Annotated in this window: 19 protein-coding genes; 9 read left to right on the forward strand and 10 right to left on the reverse strand. The window is 73.2% G+C overall.

From position 1 onward, the window contains the following. Nucleotides 1-2: 2 nt before the first annotated feature. The 4 genes from AB0I79_RS34490 to AB0I79_RS34505 are packed head-to-tail and all read right to left on the reverse strand — an operon-like array spanning nucleotide 3 to nucleotide 3,352. On the reverse strand, nucleotides 3-998 hold the full coding sequence (locus AB0I79_RS34490) for a branched-chain amino acid ABC transporter permease (RefSeq protein WP_357882196.1): 996 nt from the start codon (nucleotides 996-998) through the stop codon (nucleotides 3-5). Then, nucleotides 995-1,876 carry a branched-chain amino acid ABC transporter permease gene (locus AB0I79_RS34495; RefSeq protein WP_357882199.1) on the reverse strand — a complete coding sequence of 294 codons (882 nt, stop codon included), beginning with the start codon at nucleotides 1,874-1,876 and terminating at the stop codon, nucleotides 995-997. The genes AB0I79_RS34490 and AB0I79_RS34495 overlap by 4 nt, the downstream gene beginning before the upstream one ends. 4 nt (nucleotides 1,877-1,880) lie before the next feature. Beyond that, nucleotides 1,881-2,597 carry an ABC transporter ATP-binding protein gene (locus AB0I79_RS34500; protein WP_357882202.1) on the reverse strand — a complete coding sequence of 239 codons (717 nt, stop codon included), beginning with the start codon at nucleotides 2,595-2,597 and terminating at the stop codon, nucleotides 1,881-1,883. Next, nucleotides 2,594-3,352, reverse strand: a complete 759-nt coding sequence (locus AB0I79_RS34505) for an ABC transporter ATP-binding protein (protein ID WP_357882205.1) — start codon at nucleotides 3,350-3,352, stop codon at nucleotides 2,594-2,596. Before AB0I79_RS34505 ends, AB0I79_RS34500 begins: the two co-directional genes overlap by 4 nt. A 178-nt stretch (nucleotides 3,353-3,530) precedes the next feature. On the opposite strand from AB0I79_RS34505, the gene AB0I79_RS34510 reads away from it, so the two are divergent. Further along, complete coding sequence (locus AB0I79_RS34510) at nucleotides 3,531-4,874, forward strand: helix-turn-helix domain-containing protein (RefSeq protein ID WP_357882208.1); 1,344 nt, start codon at nucleotides 3,531-3,533, stop codon at nucleotides 4,872-4,874. Beyond that, entirely contained in the window at nucleotides 4,861-6,342 is a 1,482-nt protein-coding gene (locus AB0I79_RS34515) for a long-chain fatty acid--CoA ligase (RefSeq protein WP_357882211.1), read from the forward strand. The genes AB0I79_RS34510 and AB0I79_RS34515 overlap by 14 nt, the downstream gene beginning before the upstream one ends. Here the strand turns inward: AB0I79_RS34515 and AB0I79_RS34520 are convergent. From AB0I79_RS34520 to AB0I79_RS34530, 3 genes are all read right to left on the reverse strand, one after another. Continuing rightward, entirely contained in the window at nucleotides 6,320-8,743 is a 2,424-nt protein-coding gene (locus AB0I79_RS34520; protein ID WP_357882214.1) for a M20/M25/M40 family metallo-hydrolase, read from the reverse strand. The two genes, AB0I79_RS34515 and AB0I79_RS34520, sit on opposite strands and share 23 nt — an antisense overlap. Nucleotides 8,744-8,815: 72 nt before the next feature. Next, a complete protein-coding gene (locus tag AB0I79_RS34525; protein ID WP_357882217.1) occupies nucleotides 8,816-8,944 on the reverse strand; it encodes a hypothetical protein in 129 nt (42 codons plus the stop codon). 37 nt (nucleotides 8,945-8,981) lie between these two features. Next, nucleotides 8,982-11,324 (reverse strand): glycoside hydrolase family 2 TIM barrel-domain containing protein, encoded by a 2,343-nt coding sequence (locus AB0I79_RS34530; protein WP_357882220.1) that lies wholly within the window; start codon nucleotides 11,322-11,324, stop codon nucleotides 8,982-8,984. A 227-nt stretch (nucleotides 11,325-11,551) separates the two neighbouring features. Here AB0I79_RS34530 and AB0I79_RS34535 point away from each other — a divergent pair, with 227 nt between their 5' ends. Then, nucleotides 11,552-12,301, forward strand: coding sequence for a sulfite exporter TauE/SafE family protein (locus AB0I79_RS34535; protein WP_357882223.1), 750 nt, complete (start codon nucleotides 11,552-11,554; stop codon nucleotides 12,299-12,301). Between the two features lie 54 nt (nucleotides 12,302-12,355). Beyond that, nucleotides 12,356-13,105, forward strand: coding sequence for a hypothetical protein (locus AB0I79_RS34540; RefSeq protein ID WP_357882226.1), 750 nt, complete (start codon nucleotides 12,356-12,358; stop codon nucleotides 13,103-13,105). Here the strand turns inward: AB0I79_RS34540 and AB0I79_RS34545 are convergent. Together AB0I79_RS34545 and AB0I79_RS34550 are read right to left on the reverse strand one after the other, a co-directional pair. Continuing rightward, nucleotides 13,085-13,762 (reverse strand): hypothetical protein, encoded by a 678-nt coding sequence (locus AB0I79_RS34545; protein ID WP_357882229.1) that lies wholly within the window; start codon nucleotides 13,760-13,762, stop codon nucleotides 13,085-13,087. The genes AB0I79_RS34540 and AB0I79_RS34545 overlap by 21 nt on opposite strands. A gap of 67 nt (nucleotides 13,763-13,829) precedes the next feature. After that, nucleotides 13,830-14,477: a TetR/AcrR family transcriptional regulator gene (locus AB0I79_RS34550; protein ID WP_357882232.1), complete on the reverse strand. Its 648-nt coding sequence runs from the start codon at nucleotides 14,475-14,477 to the stop codon at nucleotides 13,830-13,832. An 87-nt stretch (nucleotides 14,478-14,564) separates the two neighbouring features. Here AB0I79_RS34550 and AB0I79_RS34555 point away from each other — a divergent pair, with 87 nt between their 5' ends. The 5 genes from AB0I79_RS34555 to AB0I79_RS34575 are packed head-to-tail and all read left to right on the forward strand — an operon-like array spanning nucleotide 14,565 to nucleotide 19,890. Continuing rightward, nucleotides 14,565-15,680 (forward strand): VOC family protein, encoded by a 1,116-nt coding sequence (locus AB0I79_RS34555; RefSeq protein WP_357882235.1) that lies wholly within the window; start codon nucleotides 14,565-14,567, stop codon nucleotides 15,678-15,680. Next, the gene (locus tag AB0I79_RS34560; protein ID WP_357882238.1) at nucleotides 15,677-16,606 is read left to right on the forward strand and encodes a fumarylacetoacetate hydrolase family protein; all 930 of its coding nucleotides are present in this window, start codon (nucleotides 15,677-15,679) and stop codon (nucleotides 16,604-16,606) included. The genes AB0I79_RS34555 and AB0I79_RS34560 overlap by 4 nt, the downstream gene beginning before the upstream one ends. Continuing rightward, nucleotides 16,603-18,453 carry a bifunctional 3-(3-hydroxy-phenyl)propionate/3-hydroxycinnamic acid hydroxylase gene (locus AB0I79_RS34565; RefSeq protein ID WP_357882241.1) on the forward strand — a complete coding sequence of 617 codons (1,851 nt, stop codon included), beginning with the start codon at nucleotides 16,603-16,605 and terminating at the stop codon, nucleotides 18,451-18,453. Before AB0I79_RS34560 ends, AB0I79_RS34565 begins: the two co-directional genes overlap by 4 nt. Then, nucleotides 18,446-19,039: a DUF3159 domain-containing protein gene (locus AB0I79_RS34570; protein ID WP_357882244.1), complete on the forward strand. Its 594-nt coding sequence runs from the start codon at nucleotides 18,446-18,448 to the stop codon at nucleotides 19,037-19,039. Before AB0I79_RS34565 ends, AB0I79_RS34570 begins: the two co-directional genes overlap by 8 nt. Continuing rightward, nucleotides 19,036-19,890, forward strand: a complete 855-nt coding sequence (locus AB0I79_RS34575; RefSeq protein WP_357882247.1) for an MBL fold metallo-hydrolase — start codon at nucleotides 19,036-19,038, stop codon at nucleotides 19,888-19,890. The genes AB0I79_RS34570 and AB0I79_RS34575 overlap by 4 nt, the downstream gene beginning before the upstream one ends. Here AB0I79_RS34575 and AB0I79_RS34580 read toward each other — a convergent pair. Then, the gene (locus AB0I79_RS34580; protein WP_357882250.1) at nucleotides 19,877-20,902 is read right to left on the reverse strand and encodes a LacI family DNA-binding transcriptional regulator; all 1,026 of its coding nucleotides are present in this window, start codon (nucleotides 20,900-20,902) and stop codon (nucleotides 19,877-19,879) included. The genes AB0I79_RS34575 and AB0I79_RS34580 overlap by 14 nt on opposite strands. Nucleotides 20,903-20,997 lie beyond the last annotated feature (95 nt).

A 20,997-nucleotide genomic window follows, 5' to 3' on the forward strand; every position in this document is an offset into this window, starting at 1 on the left:
TCTTACTCCTTCCGGGGAATCTTCTTGATCAAGCGCCCGGCCAGGCCGGCCAGCCCCGTGGGGGCCACGTACATCACCGCGATGATCAGCAGGCCGAAGATGACGCCGGGCGCCGCGTCGTTGACGTCCTGAGAGATGCTCGGCACGAACATGACGAACAACCCGCCGAGCACGGGTCCGGACAGCGAGCCGAGCCCGCCGACGACCAGGCCGGCCAGCAGGGTGATCGACAGGTTCACGGTGAAGGAGTCCGGTGAGACGAACCCGATCACCCACGTGTAGACACACCCCGCCGCGCCGGCGAACATGGCGCTCCAGGCGAACGCGAGCGTCTTGTAGAACGACAGCCGCACCCCCATGACCTCGGCCGCGGTCTCGTTGTCCCTGACGGCGTGCAGCGCCCGGCCCACCCGCGAGCGCAGCAGCGAGGCGGCCAGCAGGAACGCCACGACGGTGACGGCCAGCGTGAGGAAGTACAGCCACTGGTCCTCGGCCAGCCCGCTCCACGCGGGCGGCGCGGGCTTGACCAGCGTCAGGCCCATGGAGCCGCCGGTCAGCTCCTCGAACCGCTTCAGCAGCGGGACGAGGAAGATCGCGATGGCGAGCGTCACGAGCGCCAGGTACAGGCCGCGCAGCCGCATGGCCGGCACGCCGAGCGCGAGGCCGAGCACGAACGCCACCGCCGCCGCGAGGGGCAGGGTCAGCGGGTACGGCAGCGCCCACCGGTCCATGAGGATGGCGGCGGCGTACGCGCCCACGGCGAAGAAGGCGCCGTGACCGAGGGAGATCTGCCCCGCGTGGCCGACGAGGAGGTTGAGCCCGAGCAGCGCCACCGCGTACACCAGCACCATCGTGAGCTGGAAGACGTGGAAGGGGACGAGCTGGAAGGGCGCGTAGATCGCGGCGGCCAGGAGCAGGCCGAGCCCCGCCCACCGCCGGTCGAGCTTGCGCCGCTCCCGTACGGGCACCGGCTTGACCTGCACTTTCGTCGTGCTCATGCCCGCTCCACCGCCGCCCGTCCGAAGAGCCCCTGGGGCCGCAGCAGCAGCACGCCGAGGATGATCACCAGCGGCACCCCCACCTTGAGGTCGGACCCGATGAAGCCGACGTAGGCCCCGGCGAGCGTCTCGGCGACGCCCACGATCAGCCCTCCGGCGACCGCGCCGAGCGGGCTGTCGAAGCCGCCGAGCGTGGCGGCGGCGAAGGCGTAGATGAGGACGCCGCCCATCATGTTGGGCTCCAGGAACAGCAGCGGCGCCACGAGCACCCCGGACACGGCGCCCACGGTGGCGGCCAGGCCCCAGCCGAGCGCGAGCGTGCGGCCCACGCGGATGCCGACCAGCCGGGCGGAGGCGGGGTTCGTGGCCACGGCGCGCATGCCGAGCCCGATCTTGGTGTACTGGAAGAGCAGGTACAGCAGCCCCATGACCAGCGCCACCACGCCGAGCACGCCCAGCGTGGAGAAGCTCACACTGATCCCCACCGCCTCCAGCGCGCCGCCGGGGAACGGGTTCGGGAAGTCCTTGATGAGGAACGTCCAGATCCATCCGGCGGCGGCGTTGACGAAGATGAACAGCCCGACGGTGACGATCACGATGGTCAGCTCGGGCGCGCCCTCGACCGGCCTGATGATGACCCGTTCGATGAGCATCCCGCCGGCGAACGACACCACCAGCGTCACCACCAGCGCCAGCCAGAACGGCATGCCGGCGGCCACGCACTGCCAGGCGATGTAGGTGGAGAACATGGCCAGCTCGCCCTGGGCGAAGTTGACGATCCCGGTGAACTGGTAGATCAGCACCAGGGCCAGCGCCAGGCTGGCGTAGATGGCGCCCGCGCCGAGCCCCTCGACGACCTGCTGCAGGAATCCGGCCATCGCGCTACACCCGGTACCCGAGGTAGGACTGGGCGACCTGCTCGTCGGCCCGGATCTCCTCGGCCGTGCCCGACAGCACGATCCGCCCGGTCTCCAGGACGTGCGCCTGCTGGGCGACGCCCAGGGCGAGATGGGCGTTCTGCTCGACGACGACCACGGTGGTCTGCTCCTCTTCGTTGATGGTCTGGACGATGCGGAACAGCTCCCGGGTGACGAGCGGGGCCAGGCCCAGCGACGGCTCGTCGAGCAGCAGCACCCGGGGGCGCAGCATGAGGGCCCGGCCGAGGGCCAGCATCTGCTGCTCGCCGCCGCTGAGGCTGCCCGCGGCCTGCTTGAGCCGCTTCTTCAGGACCGGGAAGTACTGGTAGATGCGTTCGAGGTCCTCGTTCACGGCCGGGCCGCGCCGCACGTACGCGCCGAGCCGGAGGTTCTCCTCGACGGTCAGCGGCATGAACGTGCCGCGCCCCTCGGGCACGTGGGCGACGCCGAGCCGGGTGACGGCGTCGGGCGAGCGGCCGGTCAGGGCGACGCCGCCGAGCGTGACCGTGCCGCGCGTCCTGACCATGCCGGACAGGGCGCGCAGCAGCGTGGTCTTGCCGGCGCCGTTGGGGCCCAGGATCGCGCAGACCTCGCCCTCGCGGACGGTGAAGCCCACCCCGTGCAGCACCTGCGCGTCGCCGTAGCCGGCCACCAGGTTCTCCACCACCAGGTCCGCACTCATGCCGCCGTCCCCAGGTAGGCCTCGATCACGGCCGGGTCGCGCTGGACCTCTTCGGGCGGGCCTTCGGCGATCTTGCGGCCGAAGTCGAGGCAGACGATGCGCTCGCAGATGCCCATGACGAACCCCATGTGGTGCTCGACCACGATGACCGTCAGGCCGTACTCGGCGCGGATCGACTCCAGCGTGCCCGCGAACTCCTCCACCTCCGCCGCGTTCAGCCCGTTCACCGGCTCGTCGAGGAGCAGCAGCCGGGGGCGGGCGATGAGGGCGCGGGCGAGCTCGACCCGTTTGAGGGTGCCGAACGGCAGCCCGGTCGCCGGGTGCGCGGCCACCTGGGTCAGCCCCAGCCGTTCCAGGACGGCGTCGGCCTCGGCGCGCAGCGCGCGTTCCTCGCGGCTGACCCCCGGCAGCCGCAGCCCGGCGGAGAAGAAGCCGGCGCGGCCCCTGTGGTGCGCGCCGACCAGCACGTTGTCACGTACGGACAGGCGGGGGAACAGGCCCAGGTTCTGGAAGGTTCTGGCGATGCCGAGCCCGACGATGGCGTGCGGCGCCACGGCGATCAGGTCCTCGCCCTCGTACGTGATCGTCCCGGACTGTGGGGTGTAGCGGCGGGTCAGGCAGTTGAACAGGGTGGTCTTGCCGGCGCCGTTCGGCCCGATGAGCCCCACCATCTCGCCGCCCGCCACCCCGAACCCCACGCCGTCCAGCGCGGTGATGCCGCCGAAGCGAACGGTAAGATCGTGTACCTCCAGCATCCGGCCTCCTGGAGAACAATGTTCTGAAGTTGGGCTCAGCGTAGGAGCCGCTCGTCAAGGGCCGCATTGGGCACGGTGACCCAAGATGTTTCTGGCGAGTTGTCCTCTGAGCACAGGCTGGGTCTCATACCGGTTACAACCCGTTGACCGTGCGGCGATGGCCATGGATCATCCCGGCATGTCCACTGGTTCGAGCACCGTGGAAGCCGCCGTACGCGCGGAACGCACACGCATCCTGTCCGGGTTGCTCGGCGACCTCCAGGAGCTGGCCGACGTCGCGGTCACGACGATGCGGGAGGAGATCCCCGCCTACGACGCCCAGGGCCCGGCCTTCCACGCCGACGTACGGGACCAGGTGGTCAAGCACTACCGGGCCAAGCTGGGCGTGCTCCTCGAGGACCGGACCGTGACGTTCGAGGACATCTCGTTCACCCGGCGCGCCGCCATGCGCCGGGCCAGGGCGGGCGTGGCGCTGGCCGACTACATCAACGCCTTCCGGGTCGGGCAGCAGGTGTTCTGGGAGGCCGTGGTCGAGCGGGCCGGGCACACCTACGCCGGGCGCGAGGCGGCGCTGTCGCTGGCGACCCCGCTGATGCGGTACTGCGACTTCGCCAGCACGCACGCGGCGAACGCGTACATGGAGTTCCAGCAGTACGCGGCGGCGGAGGCGGTGCGCGAGACCCGCGACCTGCTGGAGACGCTGCTGGCCGGGTGCGCGCCGACGCGGGGCAGGGAGGTGGCCGCGGCGCAGGCGCACGGCCTGGGCCCGGACGTGCGCACGCCGGTGCTTGTGGTGACCGCGGTGCTGGCCGGGCCGGCGGCCGATCCCGAGGACGCCAGGCATTCGGCGTGCGCGGCCATCGCCAGGATCGCCGGGAACGGCACCCGTACGCTGTCGGTCGTGCGCCGGTCGGAGATCGTCGCCATCCCCGTGCTCGGCCCCGGCACGGGGCCCGAGGAGCTGTGCGACCGGCTGCAGGGCGTGGTGGAGAGCCTGGCCGTCGAGGGGGTCAGGCTGGCCATGGGCGTCAGCACCGTCGCGGCGGGAGCCGCGCAGATCCCGCAGGCCTACCAGGAGGCCAGGGCCGTGCTGGACTTCGTGCCCGAGGAGGGCGGCGTGGCGGCGCTGCCCAGGATCACGCCCTTCCAGTACCTGGCGCTCAAGGCCGACGAGACCGCCCGCAACCTGGTCGATCCGCGCATCACGTCCCTGCTGTCGGAGGACCGGGCGCGCGGCGGCGTGCTGACGGCCACGATCAGGGCGTTCGCCGCCGCGGACCTGAACCTGCGGACCGCCGCGGAGCGCCTCCAGATCCACCCGAACACCGCGCAGTACCGCATGCGCCGGATCCAGGAGCGCACCGGACGCAGCCTGCGCTCCATCAACGATCTGGTGGAGTTGCTCGTCGCCATCGCGCTGCATGATGCCCTGCCCACCAATGCCGGGCGGGAAAGACTGGCCGCCGCGACCAATGAGAGCCGTGGGATCTCGGACGTACGGTCATTCCATGAACCTCGCTGACCGGCTCCACACCGCCGCTGCCCGGCTCGGCGGCAGAGCGGTTCTCACGCTGGACGAGGCGCAGCTCACCTACGGCACCCTCGACGAGCTGAGCGCCCGCCTGGCGGGCCTGCTGCGGTGCCGCGGGATCGGCCCGGGCGACCGGGTCGCGATCATGTTGCCGAACGTGCCGGAGTTCGGCGTCGTCTACTACGGGGTACTGCGGGTCGGGGCCGTGGTGGTCCCGCTGGACCCGCTGCTGAAGCGGCGCGAGATCGCCGCCTACCTGGGGGACTGCGGGGCGCGGCTGCTGATCGCCTGGCACGCCTTCGCCGAGACGGCGGAGGCGGGCTCGGCGGGCACCGACTGCTTCTTCGTCGTGCCGGGGGAGTTCAGGCGCCTGCTGAGGGGCATCGCGGCCGAGCGCGAGATCGCCGACATGGAGGCCGACGACACCGCGGTCGTCCACTACACCTCCGGCACCACCGGCCGCCCCAAGGGCATCGAGCTCACCCACGCCAACCTGGGCGGCAACGCCGCCACCGTGGCCCGCATGCACGCGCTCGGCGTGGACGACGTGGTGCTCGGCGCGCTGCCGCTCTACCACACCTTCGGCCAGACCTGCTCGCTCAACGCGACCGTGCACGCGGGCGCCCGGCTGACCCTGCTGGGCCGCTTCGACGCGGGACGGGCCCTGGAGGTCATCCGGCGGGACGGGGTGACGGTCTTCCAGGGCGTGCCGACCATGTTCATCGCGCTGCTCGACCATCCCGGCGCCTCCGACATGTCGATGCTGCGGGTCTGCGCCTCCGGCGGGGCCGCGCTGCCGCTGGACGTGCTGCGGGCGTACGAGGCCAGGTTCGGCTGCGAGATCGTCGAGGGGTACGGGCTCAGCGAGACCTCCCCCGTCGCCGCGACCAACCGGGGCGGCTCGCACCGCAGGCCGGGCTCGATCGGCTGGCCCATCAGGGGCGTCGAGATGAAGGTCGTCGACGACGACGGCCGCGAGCTGCCCACCGGCGAGATCGGCGAGATCGTGGTGCGCGGCCCCAACGTGATGAAGGGGTACTGGAACGACCCCGCGGCCACGGCCGAGGTGATCCGCGACGGCTGGTTCCACACCGGCGACCTCGGGCGGGTGGACGGCGACGGCTACTTCTTCCTGGTGGACCGCCGCCGCGACGTGATCATCCGCGGCGGCTACACCGTCTACCCGCGCGAGGTCGAGGAGGTGCTCTACGAGCACCCGGCGGTGCGGCAGGCGGCCGTGTTCGGCGTGCCGCACCCCGGGCTGGGCGAGGAGATCGAGGCCGTGGTGGCCCTGCGCGCGCCGGTGACCGGCGAGGAGCTGCGCGACTTCGTACGGGAGCGGGTGGCGGCGTACAAGTATCCCCGTCACCTGTCGTTCGTGGACGAGCTGCCGATGAGCCCCACCGGCAAGATCCTCAAGCGGGCCCTGCCCCGGCTCAGAGCCGGTACGTACGGGTGATCGCGACCAGGCCGCCGTCCTCGCGGGTGGCGGCCACCAGCCCCGGCGGCATCGGCGTGAACCCCGGTACGGCCGCGAACCCGTCCCGCTCGCCGATCGCCGTCACCCTGAGCTCGCCCGCGCCCGTCGCGCCGGCCTCGCCAGTCGCACCGGCCTCGCCGGTACCCGTCGCACCGGCCTCGCCCGCCGTCCTTGCTTCGCCCGCCGTCCTTGCTTCGCCCGCCGTCCTCGCCTCGCCCGCCACCCGTATGGTGATCTCCGCGCCGCCCGCCGGGATCCCGCGGAAGCGCACCTCGCCCGGCCAGGTGTTCGCGCGGGTACCGGTGACGGGCACGGTCACGGCCCGCATGCCCTCGGCCTTCGCGGTCGCCTCGGCGATCGGCCGCTCGACGCGGAGCGTGAGCGAGCGCGCGCCCCGGCCCGCGGTGACCCGCAGCCGGTAGGTGTCGCCGTCCTTGCGCAGCACGCGGACCCGCGGCCCGTCCACGTCCACCGCCGGCGCGCGGCCGGTCCACAGGTCGCCGCGGGCGTAGCCGGGCGGCAGGAACGCGGTGTCGCGGCCCGAGACGTACCTCTTCGTCCAGTCGGACGGGTCGAGGTCGGCGCTGACCCAACCGGCCGTCCTGGTGTCGGCGTCCATCACGTACGCCAGGTGCGTGCGCCTCGGGTTGGCCGCGTCGAAGCCGTCCAGCGCCAGCCCGGCGGGCACCAGCGCCACCGCGAGGGCGGCGGCGGCCAGCGGCACGCCGAACGCCACCGGCCGCCCGACCGGCCGCCGCGGCTCCGGCAGCCACAGCTCGACGGCCGGCAGCGCGGTCAGCGCGAACAGCGCCAGCGCCGCCGCGCTCACCCCGCCGAGCGCCAGCCCCATCCCGTCAAAGGCCGTCAGCGCCAGCCCGGGCAGCAACGCCGCCCCCACCAAGAGCCCGGCCGTCAGCGCCACCACGCGCCAGACCGTACGACGAAGGAGCAGCGCGGCCAGGCCGCCGAGCGCGGCGCACAGCGCGGGCAGCGCGAACATGAACGAGGCGCCCGGCGCGACCTGCGCGCACACCACGCCCAGCAGCGCCGGCCAGGCCAGCGCCCCGATGGCCGGCGCGGCGGGCCCGGCCCAGCGCCGCAGCACCAGGTACCAGCCCAGCACCGCCAGCCCGGCCAGCACCGCGACGGCCGCGCGGAAGGCGTCGGGCCGGTGCAGCAGCCCGCCCATCCCGTAGTAGTCGGGCCGCATGGCCACCAGCACCTCCCACAACCCCTGCGCCAGCACCACCGCCAGCGCGACCGGCACGGCCGCCGAGAGCGCGCCGGCCACCATCCGCACCGGCCCGGCCACCCGCCGCCGCCACGCCACCAGCCCCAGCCCGGCCACCGCGGCCACGGCGAGCCCGGCCAGCGGCCACACCAGCGCGTTCGGGTAGGTGATCATGACTCCGAAGAGCCGGAAGTAGGTGACGTCGTGGTCGGCTGCCAGCGCGGGCAGGTCGGCGCCGCCGAGCGTGCGGGCCAGGGCCAGCATGTTCGTCCCGTGGTGCTGGAGGCTGCCCCTGTTCAGGTGGGCGAGCGAGTCGTCGGCCGTGTGGTAGCGCGAGGACTCCTGGATGTAGGCGAAGTTCATGCCGATGAACCCGGCCGCGGTCATCGGCGTGAAGTCGGTGTTGTTCGGCAGCAGCCGGTAGAGCTCGACCATCATGGAGTCGCCCCGCGGGTACGGCACGGCGCCGGCGAACGTCCCGACCAGCCCGGCGTTGTCCCGCGACGTCTCGAACATCAGCGACGGCCCGCTGACCCCGCGCGCCTCCCAGTTCAGCAGCACGCCGCCCTTGCCGCCGAGCGGATGCTCCCTGACGAACGCCTCGGCGCCGAGCACGCCGTCCTCCTCGCCGTCCGTCATCAGGAACACCAGATCGTTGCGGAGCTTCGTGTCGCCCAGCGCCCGTACGCTCTCCAGCATCGCCGCCACAGCCGCGGCGTCGTCCGACGCGCCGGGGCCCATCGCGGCGGAGTCGTAGTGCGCGGCGATCACCACCGTCCCGGTCGGATCGGTGCCGCGGCGGGTGGCCACGACGTTGTGCACCTGCCCGAACGCCGCCAGCCCCGTCGAGGAGTTCGCCCCCACGGCCCGCTGCACCCGCACGTCCAGCCCCGCCGCGCGCAACTGCCCGACCAGGTAGTCCCTGGCCTGCGCGCCGGCCTGGCTGCCGATGGGGCGGGGCCGGGTGGCGAACGCCTCCAGGTGTCGCAAGGCCCGCTCGGCGCTGAACTCCGTGGCCGGAGCCGAGACGGGCAGCGGCTGCATGGTGCTGTTGGACATGGCGGTCAGCACGATCACGGCGGCCAGCGCCAGCAAGGCCGAAACCCCTGCCAGCGTGCGGCGGGGGACGTCGAACAACTTTCCCTTCATGACAGGGAACGCTAGGTTTCCTGGCCAGGCCGCCGGAATGATGAGCGTGCCCGGATCGGGCTGCGGTTTTCCTCAGGTCAGGAAGCGGGCGCGCAGATCGGGGCGGAGCCAGGCGACCGGGGAGGCGATCGACAGCCCTCCGTCCACAGGCAGGACCACGCCGGTGGTGCAGGCGGTGCTGGTCGGCCAGGCCTCGGCCAAGGACGCCCTGGCCGAGGCCGCCGAGACGGCGAGACCGCTACAGGAACAGGCGGTCGTTGACGCAGCGCAGCACCGGGTACGAGGTGAGCGCCGCCAGGTCCAGCTCCTTGTCCGTCGTGACGTGGAAGGTCACGCTCTCCCCCGGCAGCAGCGTGACGAGCTGGTCGTCCACGCCGGCGTCCGGGTCGAGCCGGTCGGGGAAGATCGCCAGGTCGCGCAGGACGGTCCCGGCGGTGACGGTGACGGCGTACCCGCCCGGCTCCCGTTCCGTGAAGGCGGCGGCCCGGGCCCGCGGATACCCCATGTCCGGGTCCTCAGCGAGCGCGAACACCACCCGCTCGCCTCCCAGCCCGGCCGTCAGCAGCCGGGCGCCCGGGTCCTCGGGCGGGCTGACGCGCACGGTCGCGCGGGCGGGCACGGTGACCGGCTCCTCGCGCCCGGCCAGGGCCTGGCCCGACAGGTCGAGCGCGGCCAGCTCCAGCGTGCCGGCCCACTCCTCGTCCGTGTCGTTGACCAGCACGACCTCGGTGCCGAGCCGGGTGATCAGCCGGTCGGCGAACGAGCGGCGCAGCGCGTACCAGAGGGGCTTCCTGCGGCCCGCGCCGTCCACGGCGGCCCAGGACGTGACCGGCCAGCAGTCGTTGAGCTGCCAGACGACCGTGCCCATGCAGTACGGCATCAGCGCCCTGAACCGCTGCACCCCGAACGCCATCGCGCGGGCCTGGTTGAGCTGCGTCCAGTAGTGCCAGTCGTCGAACGTCCCCGGCTCCGGCAGGTGCCCGCGCAGCCCCTTCAGCAGCTTGGCCTGCCCCCTGGGGGCCTTCTGGTGCGAGGAGTCCGGCGTGAGCGGCTCGTCGGAGGAGGCGGCGCGCAGCGTGGCGTACGCCGGCGGCCCCTGGTAGCCGAACTCGGCCACGAAACGCGGCGTGTAGTCGGCGTAGTGCTGGTAGCCGAGGTCGCCGCCCCACACGGTCCAGATGTGCACGGTCCCGGTCGAGGGGTCGCGCACGTCGCGGTCGGGCGCGCCCGAGTACGGGCTCCCGGGCCAGTACGGCCGCGTGGGGTCCAGCTCGGCGACGACCGACGGCAGCAGGTCGTAGTAGAACCCGGCGCCCCAGCTCCTGCCGCCCAGCGGCTCGCGCCAGTCCCAGTGCTGGTGCCCCTCGATGTTCTCGTTGTTGCCGCACCACAGCACCAGGCTGGGGTGGGCGGACAGGCGGGCCACGTTGTCGCGTGCCTCGGCCGCCACCTCCGAGCGGAACGGCTCCTCCTCGGGGTAGGCCGAGCAGGCGAACGGGAAGTCCTGCCAGACCATCAGGCCCAGGCGGTCGGCCAGGCCGTAGAACTCCTCCGACTCGTACACGCCGCCGCCCCACACGCGCAGCGCGTTGGCGCCGGTGCCGACGGCCTGCTCGAAGCGCTCGGCCAGGCGGGCGGGGGTGACCCTGGCGGGGAAGCAGTCGTCGGGGATCCAGTTGAAGCCGCGCACGAACACCGGCTTGCCGTTGACGATCAGGCGGAAGGCGTCGGTGTCCAGCTCGACCGTGCGGAAGCCGATCTCGCGCCGCCACTCGTCCGAGCCGGCGCGCACGGTGAGCGCGTAGAGCGGCTGCGCGCCGTGCCCGCGCGGCCACCACCGCTCGGCGTGCGGCACGTCCAGGCGCAGCACAGCCTCGCTCCGGCCCTGCTCCAGCTTGGTCTCGACGCTGACGCCCGCCACGTCGGCGGTGACGGTGACCGGCGCGTCCCCGGTGCGCTCGACGCGTACGTGCACGTCCACGCCGTCGCCGCGCACCAGCGGGCGCACCTCGGCCAGGCGGGCGCCGGACCAGGAGCTCAGGCCGATGGGCCGCCAGATGCCGCTGGTCACCAGCGTCGGCCCCCAGTCCCAGCCGAAGTTGCAGGCCATCTTGCGGATGAACGCGTACGGCTCGTCGTACGGCCCCGGCCGCTCCCCGTGCAGGGCCTGCTGCTCCTCGGCGTAGCCGTAGGGCGCGCGGAAGCGCACCTCCAGCCGGTTGCCGCCCTCGCGCAGCAGCTCGCGCACCGGGAACCGGTAGGTGCGGTGCATGTTGGCGGTGCCGCCCAGCTCGTGCCCGTTCAGCCGGACGGTCGCGACGGTGTCGAGGCCCTCGCAGACGAGGTCGGTGCGCTCGTGGCCGTCGTCGTGCCAGTCGAAGGCGGTCTCGTAGATCCAGTCCGTGCGGCCGATCCAGCCGAGCCGGGTCTCGTTGTCGTCGCGGTAGGGGTCCTCGATCAGACCCGCGGCGAGCAGGTCGGTGTGCACGCTGCCCGGCACGGCGGCCGGGATCGCGGCGGGCCCGTGCGGGGTCTCACCGTCTGCTCGCAGGGTCCAGCCGTCGTGCAACGCACGGTACACGTAATACTCCCAACTAAACCGGGTAAGCCAGCCAGACTGTAAGGCTGGGTCACACAGCAGGTCAACATCCCTTCCTGTCCTTATGTAACGGTTAAGAGGGAAAGCCACCCTACGCCTCGTTCCAGGACGCGACGGCCCGGCTCGCGGCCGGGGAGAGCACCGGCCCTGTTCTCACATAGCGATACGATTCGTCTTACGAGATAAGACATGCCCTAGAGTCGCACAGCATGACACCTTGGGAGATGGTCGCGGTGCTCGCGGCCGGCGTCGCGGGCGGGGCCATCAACACCGTCGTCGGGTCCGGATCGCTGATCACGTTCCCCACGCTGCTCGCGGTGGGCCTGCCGCCGATCACGGCCAACGTCTCCAACAACATCGGGCTGGTCCCCGGCGGGCTGACCGGTGTCGCGGGTTACCGCGAGGAGCTGAAGGGCCAGCGCGACCGGCTGCTCCGGCTGGCGCCCGCGTCCGTGGCCGGCGCGCTGACGGGCGGGTTGCTGCTGCTCAACCTGCCGGAGAGCACGTTCACCGCGGTCGTGGTCGTGCTCATCGCGATCTCCAGCGCGCTGGTCGTGATCCAGCCCCGGCTCAGCCGCGCGCTGGTCGACCGGCCCCGGCGCGCGCACGGCGGCCCCTGGCTCTGGCTGGGCGCGCTGGCGGCCGGCGCGTACGGCGGCTACTTCGGCGCCGGGCAGGGCATCCTGCTCATCGGCCTGATGGGCATCCTCATCGACGAGGAGCTGCAGCGCGTCAACGCGGCCAAGAACGTGCTCGTCGTGCTGGTCAACGGCACGGCCGCCATCCTGTACGCGCTCGTCGCCGACGTGGACTGGACGGCGGTGCTGCTGGTGGCGACGGGCTCGATGGCGGGCGGGTTCCTCGGCGCGCGGCTGGGCCGCAGGCTGCCGGCCCCGATCCTGCGCGGCGTGATCGTGTGCATCGGCGTGGTAGCGATGGTGAAGCTCCTCACCGACTGAGGGATTGCGCCATGATTCTGCGACGAGATCACGTTCCCTGGCGAGAGGCTGCCGATGTTCCGTCTTGTGGCCATCCTGGCGGCCACCGCGCCGAACTTCTTATCCATCTTCATGCTCCAGAGCTTCGGCTGGTTCGCCTACGAGCCGCCCCAGCCGGACGCGCTGGAGTCCGCGGTGGCGATGGCCCACGCCTACGCCACCGCATACCTGCCGGTCGTGCTGGCGTTCCTCGCGCTCTGGGCGCCGCGCTGGTTCGCGACGGCCGGCACGATCGCGGCGGCGGGAACGCTGCTCGCCACCGTGGTGAACGTCGTGGTCGTCGGCACCGGCTCCTTCGGCCCGCAGATGGGCATCGCCCTGGCCTGTGAGGCGATCGCCGTCGCCGCCCTCCTGCGGGCCCGCCCGGAGCGGCGGGTGCCGTGGCCGCGGGCGGTCATCTGGAGCGCGGTCGTGCTGCTCGCGCTCGTGCGGACGCTCGCCAGGAACACCCCCTCCAGCGACCCGGGCTGCTGGGCGGACATGAAGGGAACGTGGGCGCTCGCCTTCTACCACCTCGACACCGCCCACGGCCTCTACTACTGGGTCTCGCTGGCCGCGATCGGCGCCGTGCTCTCCCAGCACCGAGCCGCCTCGCTGTGCGGCCTGGCGCTGCTGGTGCCCGCGCTGTTCCAGCCCGCCGCCTGGCTGCTGTCGGACGCGCCGCACAACTGCTCCAGCGCCCTGGAGCTGTTCGACTGGCCGTACCTCGTCGCGGGAGTGCTGGCGCTGCTCTCCCACGTTCGCCTAACCCGCCAGACCCAGTAGGAACGCGACCGGCACGAACGCGACCGCCAGCCCCGCCGCCCACCACCGCGGCGCGGGCCCGTCCCTGAGCACCGTGACGCCGAGCGGCACCAGCGCGACGACGAGCCCGGCCAGCGCCACCAGCGCGACCGGGTCTGTGCTGCCCTTGAGCACGCCCAGCGGCAGCGCCGCCGCCAGCGCCAGCGCCACGCTCCTGACCAGGCCCAGCGCCTTGGCCCGGTAGGCGCCGACGGCCAGCACGATCCAGCCGCCCATGATGCAGACGTTGGTCGCCTTGAACACGTGGAAGGCACCGTACGTGCCCTCGACCGCCCGCTGCGCGGCCTCCAGCCCGAGCACGTCCACGAGCTGGAACGCCAGGTGGCTGACCCCGGCGTGGAACACCCGCCCGAACAGCCCGATCACGACCAGCGTGACGCCCCACCGCGCCCACGCGGACGGCCCGATGCGCCGGCCCAGCGCGGTCACGGCGGGCCACAGCAGCACGACCCCGGCCGCGTACAGGCCGTAGGACCAGGCCAGCCGCCCCGGGTCGGCGGCGAACGCGGCGAGCTGGCCCGGGAAGAAGTCGTCGTCGCCCACGCGGGCGAGCACCCCGGCGGCGAGCAGCAGGGGCCCCAGCACCGCACCGGCGCCCTCGACCCAGCGTCCTGGCATCTCTTGGTTCATACCGATCATCCAATCGACGGCCGGACGCCCGCACACGGGCGCTACGGCGAGAGCCTCAGGTAGTGCCCGCACCACCACCGGGCAGCGGCCGGTGCGCCACGGCGCGGGCGGCCTCGCGGTCCATGCCGAACATGCGCAGCACCTGCTCGGCCAGCTCGTCGCAGGCGTCCTCGTCCACCAGGCCGGGCTGCGACAGCCGGAGCTGCAGGAAGCCGAGCAGCGAGCCGCCGGCGCCGGCCAGGGCGACGATCGGGTTGGCGACGTGGAAGCGGCCCGCCTCGATGCCCTTGCGGATGTCGCGCAGCGCGCGCGGGGCCAGGCCCACGTCGGAGTCGAGGTACTGCAGCCCGGTACGGCTCAGGATGCGGGCCATCTGCGGGTGGGTGTTGACCATGCGGCCGGTCAGCCGTACGGAGGCGGCGAAGACCTCGGCCGGGTCGTCGAGGCCGGCGGTGAGCCGGTCGAGGAACTGCCCGTGCTCCTCCAGCACGTCGGTGATGGCGGCCTGGAACAGCTCGTCCTTGCTGCCGAAATGGTTGTAGAAGGAGCCGAACCCGACGTCGGCCGCCTCGGTGAGCTCCTGGATGCTCACCTCCGCCACACCCTGCCGCGCGAGGAACTCCCTGGCCGCGTCGATGAGCGCCTGCCTGGTGCGCGTCTTGCGCCGCTCCAGCCGTGACGCGGGCCGCTGATCCGGTTTCACGTTCTTCAGCATACCGGCTTGACAGAGGCTTCCCTCATTTCTGATTATTTCATCACTAATGAGCGTCCAATCAACATGGGGGTGGCGATGGGAAGCGCACACGAGAACCTGCACAGCGAGCGCGGGCCGCTGCGGGGCGAGCATCCCGGCCGGTCACGGGATCCGGTGATCAAGGTGGTGGACCTGGCCTGGCTGGAGTTCGAGAAGACCGACCTCGACCGGGCCGAGACGTTCGCCCTCGACTTCGGCTTCGCGGTGGCCCGCCGGACGCGGGACGCGCTGTACCTGCGCGGCACCCTGCCGGGCACCCACTGCCTGGTGATCAGGAAGGGGCCGAGATCGCGCTTCGTGGGCCCCGCGTTCCTGGCCGCGACGCCCGGCGACCTGTCCAGGCTCGCCCGCGCCACCGGCTCCGACGTGCGGGAGCTGAGCGACCCCGGCGGCGGGCGGGTGGTGGAGCTGCGCGATCCCAGCGGCTTCCCGGTACGCGTCGTGCACGGCGTGGCCGAGCTGCCGCCGATGTCCGGCCAGCGGCCGCTGCCGATGAACGTCGGCGACGCCCGGCCCCGGATCAACGCCACGCAGCGCCCGGCACGCGAGCCGGCGCGGGTGCAGCGGCTGGGTCACGTCGTGCTGGAGACCAGGTGGTTCGAGCGGGCGCTCGGCTGGTACCTGGACACGCTCGGCATGATCGTCAGCGACTTCCTCTTCCTGGACGGGCAGCGCGACCGGGGCCCCACCATGGCGTTCGTGCGCTGCGACCGGGGCGGCGTGCCGGCCGACCACCACACCCTCGCGATGCACCTCGGGCCCGGCGTCGGGTACGTGCACTCGGCGTACCAGGTGGCGGACCTGGACGCGGTGGCCGCGGGCGGCGAGTACCTGGCCGGGCGCGGCTACCGGCGGGTGTGGGGCATCGGGCGGCACATCCAGGGGAGCCAGATCTTCGACTACTGGCGCGACCCCGACCGGCTGATGGTGGAGCACTTCGCCGACGGGGACCTGTTCGACTGCACGGTGGAGCCGGGGTGGGCGCCGATGTCCGCCGGCGGCCTGGCCCAGTGGGGGCCGCCGGTCACCCGCGACTTCCTCGGCACGAACCCCTCTCCCGAGCTGCTGCGCACGGTCTTCACGGCGCTGCGCGAGGACAACGAGATCGACGCCGCCCGCCTGCTGGGCCTGATGAAAGCGATGAGAGCGTGAGCGTCAACGTACTGCGTACCGAGCAGGGCTGGTGGGTCGAGCGCGACGGGCTGGCCCACGCGGTGGACACGGCCGCGCGGACCACGGCCGAGCTGCTCGCCGACCGGGCCGCCGTCCTGACCCCCGCCGAGGAGGGCGTGCCGGTCGAGGAGCTGGAGCTGCGCTCCCCGGTGACGACGCCCTGCCGGGTGGTGGCCCAGATGGTGAACTACCGCTCGCACGCCCAGGACTCCGGGTTCGATCCGGGGCGGGTGCCGATCACGTTCTTCCGCAAGGCGTCCGGGTCGGTGGCGGGCCCGTACGACCCGATCGTCAAGCCGCGGCACGTGCGGCTGCTCGACTACGAGATCGAGCTGGGCCTGGTCATGGGGGCCGAGCTGCCGGTGGGGACGAGCGTGACGGAGGCCTCGCTGCCCGGCTACGTGGCCGGGCTGGTGGTCGCCAACGACGTGTCGGCCAGGGACGTGCAGCTCGCCAAGGGGCAGTTCTACGAGAGCAAGTCGTACCCGACGTTCACGCCGCTGGGGCCGCGGCTGGTGCTGCTGGACCGGGAGGAGTTCGGCCGGCTGGTGGACCTGCGGCTGCGGCTGTCGGTCAACCAGGTGCCGCGGCAGGACCGTACCGTGGCGGACATGATCGCCCGGCCGGCGGCGGCGCTGACCGAGCTGGCCAGGTTCCAGGCGCTCAGCCCCGGCGACGTGCTGCTGACCGGCACGCCCGGCGGCACGGCGCTCAAGGCTCCGCCCGCGGTGGTCGAACGCATCGGGGCGCTGCTGCCGCCCGAGCTGAAGTGGAAGATCTTCTTCGACCGGCAGGCCCGGGTGCCCGCCTACCTCCGGGCGGGCGACGTGGTCAGCGCGCGCATCTCCACCGGCGACGGCGCCATCGACCTCGGCTGCCAGCGCACACCCGTGGAGTACGCGTGAACGTCGTGCCGCAGGCACGCATCGGAACCGTGCCGGAGGCGGGCGTCGAGACCGTGCCTGTTCTCGTCGCCGGGGCCGGGCCGACCGGGGTGGCGGCCGCCACGCTGCTGGCCGGGTACGGGGTGCGCAGCCTCGTCGTCGATCCGCATCCCGGCGTGTACCCGCTGCCGCGGGCGGTGCATCTCGACGACGAGGTGCACCGCATCCTGCAGCGGATGGGCGTGGCCGAGGAGTTCACGGCGGTCAGCACGCCCGCGGCGGGCATGCGGCTGGTCGACGCCGGGCTGCGCACGATCGCCGAGTTCCGGCGGGATCGCGGGGCCGGCCGGCACGGGTGGCCGCAGGCGAACATGTTCGACCAGCCGGACCTGGAGTCCCTGCTGCGGGCGAACCTCTCCCGCCGCCCGGAGGTGGAGTTGCTGCCGTCGACCGAGGTCGTACGGGTCGAGCAGGAGGTGCCGGGGCCCGCTCGGGTGCGTGTCCTGCTGCGTGACGCCGGCGGCGGGCGGGAGCGGGAGGTGTGGGCGCACGCCGTGCTCGGCTGCGACGGGGCCAACAGCTTGATCCGGCGGGGCATCGGGGCTCGCATGCGTGACCTGGGGTTCGCCGACCGGTGGCTGGTGGTGGACGTGCGGTGCGTGGAGCCGCTGGACGTCTGGGACGGCACGTACCAGGTGTGCGATCCGGAGCGGGCGGCCACGTTCATGCGGATCGGGCCGGAGCGGTACCGATGGGAGTTCCGGATGCGGGAGGGGGAGACGGAGGCCGAGCTGACCCGGCCCGAGCGGCTGGCTGGGCTGCTCGCGCCGTGGGTGGCGGGCGTGCCCCTGGAGAGGCTGACGGTGTTGCGGCAGGCCGCCTACACCTTCCGGGCGCAGGTGGCGGATCGGTGGCGGCGCGGGCGGGTGTTCCTGCTCGGTGACGCCGCGCATCTGACGCCGCCGTTCATCGGGCAGGGCATGGGCGCCGGGCTGCGGGACGCGGCCAACCTCGCCTGGAAGCTGGCGCTCGTGCTGTCGGAGGGTGGCTCCGAGCGGCTGCTGGACACCTACGAGGCCGAGCGGGCGCCGCACGTCACCCGGACCGTCCGGCTGGCCGTCACGATCGGGCGGGCGATGACGGGCGGGCGGGAGCGGGGCGCGTCCGTGCGGCGGCTGCTGCTCAGCCGGACCGGGCGCCTGCCCGCCGCCCACACCCTGGCGGCCCGCGGCACGTCGCCCCGCCTGCGCCCCGGGCCGCTCGTCCGGGGCGTGGCCGGGCTTCCCGGGACGCTGGCGCCGCAGCCGTGGGTGGAGGTGCGCGGGGAGGCGGGCGAGCGGCTGGTCCGGCTCGACGACCTGCTCGGCGACTCCTTCGCCGTCCTCGCCCTCGGCCCGCTCCACGAGGACCTGGCCGCCCTGGCACGCCGCCTGCGAGCGGTCGTCGTCCACGTGCGCCGGCCGCCCGTCGCGGGTGGCACCGGCCAGGCTGGGGGCGCGGGTGGCCCTGGCAGCGCGGCCGGCACGGGCCAGGCTGGCAGCGCGGGTGGCACCGGCGGTGCTGGTGGCGTGTGCGCGGGTGACACGGCGGTCGTGGTCGCCGACGGAACGCTCGAACGGTGGTTGCGGGACGCGCGGACGGCGGCCGTGCTGGTGCGGCCGGACCGCGTCGTCCTGGCCGCCGCGCCCTTCCCGAGCCGGCCGGGGCCGGTCGGAGCGGCGATCGCCCGCGACGCCGCCGCATGGTTGCCCCTCCTGCCGCCGACGCGCACCGCCCGCGCCACCGACACCCCGAGTACCCTCCGCGCCGCCGACCGCGCCGGCACCCCGGGCGCCGTTCCCCTCGACCTCCTGGAGACCCATGAGTGACCTCGCCCTGCTTCGCCGCGCGGGCCTGCACGTCGTCGAGACGGCGGCCCCCGTGCTCGGCTTCACCCTCGTCTACGCCACCACCCAGCGCCTCCCCCTGGCCCTGACCGTGGCCCTGTGCCTGGCGGCGGGGGTGGCGGTCTACCGGTTCACGCACGCCCGCAGCCTCCTGCCCGCGATCGGCGGTTTCGGGCTGGCGGCGGGCGCGGCGGCGATCGCCGCGCTGTCCGGCGAGGCGACCGACTTCTTCCTGCCCGTCCTGATCATCCGGGGCACGGTCGTGGCCGTGACCCCGATCCTGCTGCTGGTCCGCCTGCCGCCGGTCGCCGTGGCGGCCGGGGTGCTGACCGGGCGCGGCCACGGCTGGCGCCGCGACCCGGTGCGGCTGCGGGCGTACACGATCGTGAACCTCGGCTGGATGCTCGGCGAGGGCGCGCTCGTGGCCAACCAGGCGCGCCTGTACCTGGCCGACAGGGCCGTGGCCATGGGCGCGTTCAAGCTGCTGGTCGAGATCCCCCTGCACGTGTTGATGGTGGCCCTGATGTGGGCCGGCTACCGTCGACTGACCCGAGGAGTACGTTCATGACGACCACCGTGACCCTGACCGGCACCGGCGTGCCGATCCCTTCGCCCGGCCGCGCCGGGGCGGGCGTGCTGGTCAGGTACGGCGAGACGGCCCTGCAGTTCGACGCGGGCCGCGCGACGGTGCTGCGCCTGACCGAGGCGGGCACGGGCCTGCACGAGCTGAGCGCGCTGTTCGTCACGCACGTGCACAGCGACCACGTGATCGGCCTGCCGGACGTGGTGATGGGCCGGTGGATCCAGGACCACGTGTGGCGGACGGGCCCGCTGGAGCTGCACGTGCCGGAGGGCGAGGCGGCCGGGTTCGTGGATCGCATGCTGGACCCGTACGCGGCCGACATCGCGCTGCGCATGGAGCACGTGCAGGCGGTGCCGCCCGAGACGCGGCTGCGGACGTTCGCCGCGAAGGCCACGCCGCAGGAGGTGTGGCGGGGCGGCGACGTCACGGTGGAGGCCGTGGCGGTGCACCACGAGCCGGTGCCGGACGCGGTGGCGTACCGGATCAGGACCCCGGACGCCACGGTCGTGATCTCGGGTGACACGCGGGTGTGCGAGGAGGTCGAGGAGCTGAGCCGGGGCGCGGACGTGCTGGTGCACGAGGCGTGCAGGACGACGGCGCTGAGCGGGGCGATCGCGGGCACGCCGTTCGAGAAGATCTTCTCCTACCACGCCGACACGGTGGCGCTCGGCGGCCTGGCCGGGCGCGCCGGGGTCGGGCATCTCGTGCTCACCCACCTGATCCCGGCGCCGGACGACGAGGCGGGAGAGGCGGAGTTCGTCGCCGACGTGCGCTCCGGCGGCTACGGCGGCCGGGTCAGCGTGGGCCGTGACCTGATGTCCGTCACCGTGGACTGACCTCCCCGGCGGTGCTCTCCCGGACGATGAGCCGGTGGGGCACCACGATCTCGGGGGGCGTGCCGAGCTCTCCCCGGATCGACTCCAGCAGCGTGTCCACCGCCCGCCGCGCGATCTCCCCCTTGTCGGGGGCGACCGTCGTCAGGCTGGGCGTGCTGTACTGGCCCTCCTCGATGTCGTCCAGCCCGACCACGGCCACGTCGTCGGGGACGCGGCGGCCCGCCCTGGTCAGCGCCCTGATCGCGCCCAGGGCGAGCAGGTCGTTGTAGCAGAACACCGCGTCGGGCGGCTCGGGCAGGGCCAGCAGCCGCTCCATGGCCTCGGCGCCCAGCCGCCGGTGGAAGTGCGCGGTGGGCACGATGAGCTCGTCGTCCACGTCCAGCCCGGCGCGGGCGTGCGCCTGCCGGTAGCCGGCGGTGCGGAGCTGGGCCGTCTCCCCCGTCGCGTACGGCTGGTCGCCGATGGCGGCCACCCGGCGGCGGCCCAGCTCCAGCAGGTGCGCGGTGGCGTCGCGGGCGGCGGCCACGTTGTCGATGGCGACGTGGGGGAAGCTGCCGTTGAAGATGTGCTCGCCGAGCAGCACGATCGGCACGCGGTTGCCCCGGGCGCGCAGCTCCTCGGCGGAGACCGACAGCGGGCTGAGCAGCAGGCCGTCGAACATCGTGGCCCGCGAGTCGCGCCCGAGCAGCTCGCGCTCCCTGTCGCCGTCGCCGTCGGTCTGGTCGATCATCACCACGTAGCCGTGCGCGCGGGCGGCCTTGATCACCTCGCGGGCCAGCTCGGCGAAGTACGGCACGTCCAGCTCGGGCACCACGAGGGCGATCATGCCCGTGCGGCCCTGTTTGAGGTTGCGGGCGATGAGGTTGGGGCGGTAGTCGAGCTCGTCGAGCGCCACCTGCACCCGGGCCCGCAGCTCGTCGGAGACCGGCGCGTAACCGTTGACGACGTTGGACACCGTACGGATGGACACGTTCGCCAGTTTCGCGACGTCGCGCAGGGTTGGACCGGCCATGCGTCTCCTATACCTCCGGGTGCCGTTCTTGGGAAGATCCTAAACCTGGCCTTGCATCGTTGCAGACGAGTATGCATTATGTCTGCATCGTTGCA

Source organism: Nonomuraea sp. NPDC050202, assembly GCF_040656115.1.
In the GTDB taxonomy this organism is placed as follows: domain Bacteria; phylum Actinomycetota; class Actinomycetes; order Streptosporangiales; family Streptosporangiaceae; genus Nonomuraea.